This is a genomic window from Tenacibaculum sp. SSH1-16 (genome assembly GCF_040104435.1).
Lineage (GTDB): Bacteria > Bacteroidota > Bacteroidia > Flavobacteriales > Flavobacteriaceae > Polaribacter > Polaribacter mesophilus.
This window is the reverse complement of the sequence record NZ_JBECOV010000012.1, coordinates 97,802-107,391: the sequence shown is the minus strand read 5'-3', so window position 1 is coordinate 107,391 and position 9,590 is coordinate 97,802. Positions and strand designations below refer to the sequence as shown.

Below are 9,590 nucleotides of genomic sequence, written 5' to 3'. Positions count from 1 at the left end.
CACGGTAACCTTAGTAATCAATGGAAACAACTACACCGGTACCGTAGATGCCAGTGGAAACTACAGCATCAATGTACCAGGGTCAGACTTAGCCGCTGACACAGACACGACAGTAGAAGCAAGTGTAAGTTCAATTGATAGTGATGGGAATAGAGGATCTGCTTTGAATACTCATAAATACTATTTACAAGACACGGATAATGATGGCATATCAGATGTTGTAGATGTAGATGATGATAATGATGGGATTCCAGATGTTGAAGAGGGAGATGGTTTAGTAGATACTGATGGTGATGGAATTCCAGATTCATTAGATCTAGATTCTGATAATGATGGTATTAATGATGTAATAGAAGGAGGAAATGGAGATTTAGATACCAACGAAGACGGTGTTATAGACTCTGGCGATTCAGGGTATACAGATGCTAATGGAGATGGACAAGCTGATGATTCTGTAGATGATGATGAAGAGCCAGATACGGATGGCGACGGTACTCCAGATTATCAAGATTTAGATAGTGATAATGACGGTATTAATGATGTTATTGAGGGAGGAAATGAAAGTTCCGATACTAATGGTAATGGAGTTATAGATTCTAATGATATGGGAGGTTCAGATTCTGATGAAGATGGAATTTCTGATAGTGTTGATGGAGATATAAATAATTTTGGTGAGGGAGGTAATGGAGATGATACTCCAGTAGATACAGATGGAGATGGTGTTCCTAACTATCAAGATTTAGATAGCGATAATGATGGAGTAAATGATGTTGTGGAAGGAGGGAATTTAGATGAAGATGGAGATGGACAAGTGGAAAACCCTTTAGATGATTCAGACGGAGATGGAATTTCTGATAGTGTTGATGGTTTAGATGGTTTTGGAGATGCTAATAATCCAGATAATAACTCTAGCCCTACAGATCCAAACGATGGAGGTAACGGAGTGATAGATGGAGAAGATACAGATGGAGATGGAATACCTGACATTATAGATGGTTTTGATGGGTTTGGGGATGCAATCAATGATGACACTTGTGTGAAAGTAAACAACTTAATGAGTCCTAATGGAGATGAAGCAAACAGTTACTTACACATTGATTGTATTGAAAATTTCCCAAATAATACTCTTGAAATTTTTAATAGATGGGGTAATACAGTATATAAAACTGAAGGATATAACAATAGCAGTGTTGTGTTTAGAGGAATTTCCGAAGGAAGAGCTAATATAAATGTAGGCGATAAATTGCCAGTTGGAACATACTTCTATATTTTAGATCTTGGAAATGGAAGTAAAGTTAAAAAAGGCTGGATTTACATTAATAGATAATCTAGATTTATAAAAAAGACTGATGAATAAAAGTATTAATCAAATGAAATTATATTTAAGTTTAATCATAATATGTACAATGAGTATTTGTATAACCACAAATATTCATGCACAACAAGATCCTCAGTACACACAGTATATGTACAATACAATGAATGTAAACCCTGCTTATGCAGGGTCTAGAGGGCATACAGTAATTACTGCATTAGGCAGAATGCAGTGGGTAGGTTTTGAAGGAGCCCCTAATACTCAAAACTTATCATACGATACTCCTTTAGGATATTCTGGTTTAGGATTAGGAGTCAACTTAATGAATGACCAAATAGGTCCTTCCAGTGAAATATATTTAGACGCTAATGTGTCTTACAATATACAAACAGGTGCAGAAGGTAATTTAGCCTTTGGTTTACGTTTAGGAGGAAGGTTATTAAATATAGATTGGTCAAAAGGAACACAAACAGATCAAAATGACCCTTCATTTGCTCCAGTAAATAATAAATTCTTACCAACTGTTGGAGCAGGTATTTATTATCATCAACCACAATGGTATATTGGATTATCGGTACCTAATATTTTAAGAATGGAACATTACGATGCTGAAACTCCAGGAGAAGTAGCAGTAGAAAGAATGCACTTTTTCTTAATCGCAGGATATGTTTTCGATATAAATGAAGACTTAAAGTTTAAACCAGCAGCTTTGTTAAAAGGAGTTTCAGGGGCACCTCTATCATTAGATATTTCAGCTAATTTACTATTTAATGAGAAGTTTAGAGTTGGAGCTTCTTGGAGATGGGATGATTCTGTAAGTGCACTTTTAGGTTTTCAAGCTACAGACTCTTTACTTATAGGGTATTCATATGATTTAACAACATCGAACTATAATGTAACAAATTCTGGGACACACGAAATTATGCTACAGTATGAAATCTTTAAGGATATTAGATATAGGTCACCGAGATTCTTTTAAAAAGAGAGAAATGAAATTAAAAAAGATACTAACATTAACAATATTGTTAATGCTTACTGCAGTTGGATTTAGCCAAAGTAGAAAAGTAGCAGATCGTTATTTTGAAGAATTCTCTTATGTCCAATCGGCCAAATTATATAAAGATTTAGTATTAATTAAAGGAGATAGCTCTCAACATGTGTTAACTAGGTTAGCTGAGTCTTACTATAATAATTCAAATACAGAAGAAGCAGAAATATGGTATCAAAAACTTATTTCAAATTTTAATGAAAAAGTAGAAGAAAAACATTTGTTTAAATATGCTCAAGCTTTGAGGAGTAATGGAAAGTATAAAAAATCAGATTCTATATTTTTAAGATTAACTCAAGCTCAAAAAAGTAGTTTAAATAAGGAACTTAAAAAAGAAAACTATTTGTTAGACTACACTAATAAAGAGAAAAGAATAGGAGTAAGGAACTTAGCAATAAATACACCCTATTCAGAATTTGGAGGGTTTTTATTGAATGGAAAAGCATATTTCTCATCATCTGTAGCTAATGATTCAAAAAAACAAAAATTATATAAGTGGAATAATCAACCATTTTTAAATATTTATAAGGCAGAAGAAAGTATACAAACATTAGAAGGTAGTAAGCAAGACACTATCTTAGTTTTAGGAAACGTTCAAAAGCTAGGAGAGCCAATAGCTTCTGAATTACATGAGTCGACCCCTGTTTTTACAAAAGATGGAAAAACCATTTACTTTACAAGAAATAATTCTGAAGGAAAGAAAGTAAAGAGAAGTAAGAACAACATATCTAATTTAAAAATTTATAAAGCCAGTTATATTAATGGTTATTGGGTTAACGTTAAAGAGCTACCATTTAATAAAGATGAATATTCAACAGGTCATCCAGCTTTAAGTCCAGATGAAAAAACATTATACTTTGTTTCTAATATGCCAGGAGGATATGGGCAGTCTGACATTTATAAAGTAGAAATAAAAGGAAATGATGAGTATGGAGAACCAGTAAATTTAGGAAGTGACATAAATACATCAGAGAAAGAAGTCTTTCCGTATGTAGGAAATGATAATGTATTATATTTTTCATCTAACGGGCATTTAGGTTTAGGACTGCTTGATATTTTTCAAGCAAAGATTAAAGAGGATGGTACATTTTTATCACCTGAAAACTTAGGGTATCCATTCAATAGTAAAAAAGACGACTTTTCATTTTTTATAAGTGAAAATGGAAAAAGAGGTTTCTTTTCGTCAAATAGAGAAAAAGGAAAAGGAGATGATGATATTTATAGCTTCTTTATCTATACGGACTCACCAGTTTGTACACAAATTGTTAAAGGAGTAATAGAAAACAATAAAACAAATACTCCGGTAGATGCGGTTGTAGTAAAACTAATTAATAAAGAAAAAGAAGTTATAGCAGAAACAATTTCTGATAGTTCAGGTAACTATACTTTCAAAGATGTGCCATGTAATAATACCTATACAGTTACAGCAACTAAATTAGATCATAGATCAAATAGAAGTATAGTTCGAACTAATAATAAGAGAAATAAAGAAATTATAGCAAACTTAAAGTTAACACCATTAATAATAGGAAACCAAATAGTTATAAAACCTATTTATTTTGATTATGATAAGTATGATATTAGGGAGGATGCAGAGTATGAGTTAGAAAATATTGTAACAGTAATGACTAATCATCCTGAGTTAGTGATAAAAATAGAGTCACATACAGATAGTCGAGGTAGAAGAGATTACAATAGGTTTTTGTCAGATAAAAGAGCAAAATCTACGAGAGATTACATATTATCAAGAGGAATTGCAAGTAATAGAATTGAAAGCGCTATAGGTTATGGTGAAGACAACCCTTTAAATGATTGTGTAGACGGAAAAAAGTGTACTGAAGAAGAATATCAATTAAACAGACGTTCATATTTTTATATAGTAGAAGGGAGTGAATCTATAGAAATAAGACAGGAACAAGAAAAGAAAAGGATCAATAGAAGATTTACGACAAGAAAAAGTAATTTTTTAGAGTTTTTAAGCAAAAACTTTAAAAAAACTGATAGAAGCTTAAGACCAGAGGATAATAAATGTTTTAAAGAAAAAGATAGTGATTGTCAAAAGTTAAACAAAAACGTAAAATTAAACTATAAAAAATAAAATTTTATTTATACTGACATAATAATATATCGAAAATTAAGTTATAGAGTTACATTAACTTATTATCATTTATTATTAATTATGAAAAAATTATTTATTCCTTTAGCGGTATTGGCTTTAACAATGTCGTCTTGTGTATCAAAAAAGAAGTATGTAGAACTTGAACAAAAGTATAATGATACTAGAGGAAATTTACAAAAGACAACTCTAGAAAAAGAGCAATTAGAAGCTAAGTTTGCTAAAATAGAAAAGAGAGTTGATGATTACAATGAAAAAATTAACTCATTAAAGAGTGTAAACGAAACACTTCATGAAGAAAATAACATTAAGCTAGATATGGTTGGAAAATCAGCTGTAATCTCAAACTCTGTAAAAGAAAAAATGAGAGAAACGCTTAAAAATGTTGATCCAGCTGAGTTAGCTAATGTTAAAACGTTAAAAGACTCCATGAATGTAGCTATTGCTCATAACTTAAAAAAATCTATCAATACTTCAGAGTTAGAAAATGATGAAGATGTAAATATTGACATTGATCAAACAGTTGTGATGATTTCTGTTTCAGACAAAATGTTATTTAATACAGCTAGTTATAGAGTTAAAAAAAATGCACATAAATTAATAAAAAAATTAGCTGATGTGATTAACTCTGAACCAAGCATGGATGTTATGATAGAAGGTCATACAGACTCAAGACCTATTAGTAATGCAGTTGTACAAGATAACTGGGATTTAAGTGTTAAAAGAGCAACATCTATCGTTAGGCTTTTAGAGAAAAAATACAACGTTGATCCAAGTAGATTAATAGCTTCTGGTAGAGGTAGTTCTGTGCCACTTGTTGAAAATAACTCGGCTAGCAATAGAGCTAGAAATAGAAGAACTAGAATTGTAATTTTACCAAACTTAGATAAGTTTTTTGGTTTGTTAGCAACAGAAGAAAACATTAAGCTTTAATAAGAAAAAAAGACAAAAAAGTAAGCCAGCATTATTGCTGGCTTTTTTTATGCTCATTACTTTAATAACTTACCTAATTTAAGTTCTATTTTGATATTGTTTAGATAATCAGAGAAAGTATGAAAACCTTCATTTATGCTTTAAAACAGGTAAAAGAAAAAAGGTGTATATAAAGTAATTTTCTAATAAAGGATTAAAAGAGGAAAACTCTACCTTAATATGAGTAAAGGTATATAGGTGTTATAGTGAGATAAAAAATTAAAAGAGGAGAAGTATTCTAGTAAATTTAAAAATTTTAAAAGAAATAAAACTAAAAAAAGCTTCTAATTATATAATTAGAAGCTTTTTTAAACACTTTTAAGAGTTATTTTATACCTTATTCATGAAGTTTAAAGTTAACAGGAATGTAGTACTCAACATTAGCTGTTTTTCCATTATGTTCTCCAGGAACGAATTTAGGTAACTTAGAAACCATTCTCTTAGCTTCTTGTTCTAATAAGTGACCATCTTTAGGTCCTTTCATTTTTATGTTAGTTACCTCTCCTTTTTTATCTATGATAAAGCGAACCCATACTCTACCTTCAATATTTTGTTCTGCAGCTGCTGCAGGGTAGTTAAAGTTTCTTTGAATATGACTAACCATTCTTTCATTGAAACAGGTTAATTTTTGCATATCAGGAACTTTTGTACAAGCTTTGAATTGAGGAATACTTTGTACCTCTACAAATTTTACAAAATCAGTAATAGTTTTTTCTTTTACTACATTAGAACTTTTTTTAGCTACGACTTTACTTGTTGTACTAGATGAAGAATTATTTGATGCTCCTGGAGCCTTGAAAGTGATAGGAACTCCGTACTTTACTTTAACAGTCCTACCATTATGTTTACCAGGAATAAAGTTTGGAAGGTTATTAATTATTCTTTCAGCTTCTTTTTCTAAAGACTCTCCACCTTTTGGCCCACGTAGTAAGATATCTTCAACATTTCCTTGCTCATTGATTGTAAATTGAACTAAAACTCTTCCTTGTATACCAGCTTCAATGGCGTCTTGAGGGTAGTTGAAATTTTTAATAATATGTTTAGTCATGTTTGTTTCAAAACACTTTGCTTGCTTTATTAAAGGAACATTGTTACACTTACTAAACAATGGAATTTCTTCAACTAAATTAAAAGGTACTTTTTCAATAGTTGAAGAATTATCTTCTAACTCAAGTTTACCAATTAACAAAGACTTCTTTTTAATATCAGCTACTTTTTGTGAAGAATTAATACCTCCACCTATAGCAGAAACAGCCTCTTTGTTCTTACGAACAACACGTCTTCTGGTTGAGACTTCAATAGAAAGTTGTTTTTTTGCACCACTCTCGGTGTCTTCAATTGCACATTTTGTGATACTGTTTGGATCAGCGATTTGTTCATCTGGAGTAGTACATACTTCTTGTCCTACAGCCGCTAAAGAAAGTAGCATAGCAGCTACTACTAAGGGGAATTTTTTAATCATGTGTGCTCTATTTTTAAGTGTTTGGTTTAGTTATTAACACGTTAACTAACGCTGTAAATATAAGTAAAAAATAGAATATAGCAAATTATTTTATAATCTTGACCAAAACATAGTTCAGTTCCTTTAAAAAGAAAATATAAAGTTATGGAACTTTAAAAATTATAGGTAAAGCATATTTTACATTAACCGAGCTACCTTTATGACTTCCAGGAATAAATTTAGGGAGCAGTGAAATTAATCTTTCTGCTTCTTTTTTTAGAAGTGCACTGTTTTTAGGTCCTTTCTTTTTTATGTCAATTACTTTTCCTTGCTTATCAATAGTAAATTGAACTAAAATTTTACCTTCAATTTTTTTTCGCAAGGCCTCTTTTGGATAATCAAAATTTCTAACAATATGTTTAATCATTTCTTTTTCAAAACACTTAGATTGTTGTAGAATTGGAGTCTTTTTACACTCATTAAACAAAGGAATTTGTTCAACTAGATGAAAAGGAATTTTATCTAAAGAAGTTAAAATATCTTCTTTTAAGTTTAGTTTTTCTACAAGAGAATTTTTACTTTTTATTTCTTCTACTTTATTTGATTTTGCTGAAATAGTATTTGTTTTTCTAAGTTTACGATGTCTTTTTCTTGTCGAAATTTCTTTAGTTTTTTCAGTTTCTAGAGCTTCTTTTACATCTTCTATAGAGCACTTAGTAATACTAATGGTATTTAAATCTTGGATATTTTCATTTGGGGTTTCACATTTTTCTTGAGCATAAGAAAATGATATTGAAAATAAAAAAAAGGTAAAGATATGTTTCATTTGTGTGTGTTAAAGAGGAATTTTTAAGGAGCACGAAAATAAAATTATCTGAAAATCTAGATAAATGTTTTATATTAATTTAAGATTAAATTTATAGGAAAAGAGTATGTAACATCAACAGGAATTCCTTTTTCCTTACCTGATTCTAACTGAGGTAACTTGTTAATAATTCGGTTGATTTCGTTGGTAATAATATCACTTGGTTTAGAGCTTACTACTTGAATGTTTTTTGGTAATCCATATATATCTATTGTGAATTGAATCAAAATTCTGCCACGTATACCTTCTTCTGAAAAGACTTCAGGATAATAATTTTTAGAAAAATGTTTTTGCATATTGTCTTTAAAACATTTTTTTGCATTTTCGTTAGAACTATTTTTACACTTAGGAAATAAAGGAACTTGCTCAACAACAGAAAATAAAATTTCTTTAGTTTGAGATTTTAAAGAATTTTGTATTGATAAGTCATTGTTTGTAGTAATAATAGAAACTTTTGAAGAAGCATTTAAGCTTGATTGATTTTTTTGAGTAATCTTTCTTACTTTTTTTATTCTGTTTCTAGCAGTTAGTGTTTGAGTTGTTTTTTTTCTAGGAATTTGATTTTCTTTACCAATTTCACATTTATCCATACTAATAATATTTAAATCAATAGTATTATCTTCAGGCGTAGTACATACTTCTTGAGCTTCGAGTGTAATTGAGATGAAAAGAAAAAATGTTAAAAAAAGGAAAGTTGTTTTCATAAGGCTTAAGAGCTTGTTTGATGACGTAAAAATCATTCTTTTTTACTCTTTTGTTCTTAAGTAATTATGATATATCTATTAAGTAATATGTTCTTTAATGTTATGAATATTAAGTAAATATTAAGTGAAATGAGATAATAAAAAAGCCTTCATAAATTTATGAAGGCTTTACTTACTTGTATAATAAATTGTAAGCTATTACTTTACATTCATTAACTCAACATCAAAAATTAAAGTAGCGTTCGGAGGAATTACACCACCAGCACCTTGTGCACCATATGCTAAGTCAGATGGAATTACTAAACGAGCTTTGTCGCCCACTTTTAACAACTGAATACCTTCATCCCAACCAGGAATTACCTGACCAACACCAATAGCAAAATCGATAGGTTGTTTGCGCTTATATGATGAATCAAATACAGTTCCATCTAATAACTGACCTTTATAGTGTACAGAAACCATAGCTCCTTTAGTAGCTTGTTTTCCATCTCCGCTTTGTAAGATTTTATAACGTAAACCGCTTGGAGTTTCATCATATCCAGCTGCTACTTGATCTAATAACTCTTTTTGTTTAGCCTTTGCTTCAGCTTCACGTTTTTCACGAGCTCCTTCAAAAGTTCTAAAAGCTTCTACAGCATTAAAAGCTTCAGCATCACTACCAACACGAATAATTTCTACATCCATAGTATCGTCTTGAGCAATTGTATCAACAACGTCTTGTCCTTCAACAACACTACCAAAAACAGTGTGTTTACCGTCTAACCAAGGAGTAGCAACATGTGTAATAAAAAATTGAGAACCATTGGTTCCAGGACCTGCATTTGCCATAGATAATTTTCCTGGAGCATCGTGTTTTAATTCAGGGTGAATTTCGTCATCAAATTTATAACCAGGGTTTCCTGTTCCTGTTCCTTGAGGACATCCTCCTTGAATCATAAAATCAGCAATTACACGGTGGAATTTTAATCCGTTATAATAAGGAGTTCCTTGTGGTTTCGCTGAGTTTTCTAAATTTCCTTCTGCTAAAGCAACAAAGTTACCTACAGTTCCAGGAGTTTTTTCGTATTCTAAGTTTACTAAAATTTCACCTTTTGGAGTGGTGAACTTTGCATAAATTCCGTTATCCATT

Annotated in this window: 8 protein-coding genes; 4 read left to right on the top strand and 4 right to left on the bottom strand. The window is 30.6% G+C overall.

Annotated elements, in window-relative coordinates; genetic code table 11:
- The 4 genes from ABMY20_RS13545 to ABMY20_RS13530 all read left to right on the top strand — a co-directional run.
- A partial coding sequence (locus ABMY20_RS13545) for a gliding motility-associated C-terminal domain-containing protein (RefSeq protein WP_349265554.1) occupies window positions 1-1,327 on the top strand: 1,327 nt, incomplete at its 5' end.
- 22 nt (window positions 1,328-1,349) lie between these two features.
- Window positions 1,350-2,294 (top strand): type IX secretion system membrane protein PorP/SprF, encoded by a 945-nt coding sequence (locus ABMY20_RS13540; RefSeq protein WP_349265553.1) that lies wholly within the window; start codon window positions 1,350-1,352, stop codon window positions 2,292-2,294.
- A 10-nt stretch (window positions 2,295-2,304) separates the two neighbouring features.
- Window positions 2,305-4,461: an OmpA family protein gene (locus ABMY20_RS13535; protein ID WP_349265552.1), complete on the top strand. Its 2,157-nt coding sequence runs from the start codon at window positions 2,305-2,307 to the stop codon at window positions 4,459-4,461.
- An 81-nt stretch (window positions 4,462-4,542) separates the two neighbouring features.
- On the top strand, window positions 4,543-5,412 hold the full coding sequence (locus tag ABMY20_RS13530) for an OmpA family protein (RefSeq protein ID WP_047789147.1): 870 nt from the start codon (window positions 4,543-4,545) through the stop codon (window positions 5,410-5,412).
- Window positions 5,413-5,788: 376 nt separating this feature from the next.
- On the opposite strand, the gene ABMY20_RS13525 is transcribed toward ABMY20_RS13530, so the two are convergent.
- The 4 genes from ABMY20_RS13525 to ABMY20_RS13510 form a co-directional block, all read right to left on the bottom strand.
- Window positions 5,789-6,913, bottom strand: coding sequence for an energy transducer TonB (locus tag ABMY20_RS13525; protein WP_053056675.1), 1,125 nt, complete (start codon window positions 6,911-6,913; stop codon window positions 5,789-5,791).
- Window positions 6,914-7,055: 142 nt separating this feature from the next.
- Window positions 7,056-7,718 carry an energy transducer TonB gene (locus ABMY20_RS13520; protein WP_047789146.1) on the bottom strand — a complete coding sequence of 221 codons (663 nt, stop codon included), beginning with the start codon at window positions 7,716-7,718 and terminating at the stop codon, window positions 7,056-7,058.
- A gap of 74 nt (window positions 7,719-7,792) precedes the next feature.
- Window positions 7,793-8,461: an energy transducer TonB gene (locus ABMY20_RS13515; RefSeq protein ID WP_159614739.1), complete on the bottom strand. Its 669-nt coding sequence runs from the start codon at window positions 8,459-8,461 to the stop codon at window positions 7,793-7,795.
- A gap of 198 nt (window positions 8,462-8,659) precedes the next feature.
- Complete coding sequence (locus ABMY20_RS13510) at window positions 8,660-9,589, bottom strand: peptidylprolyl isomerase (RefSeq protein WP_253679935.1); 930 nt, start codon at window positions 9,587-9,589, stop codon at window positions 8,660-8,662.
- Window position 9,590: the final 1 nt, after the last annotated feature.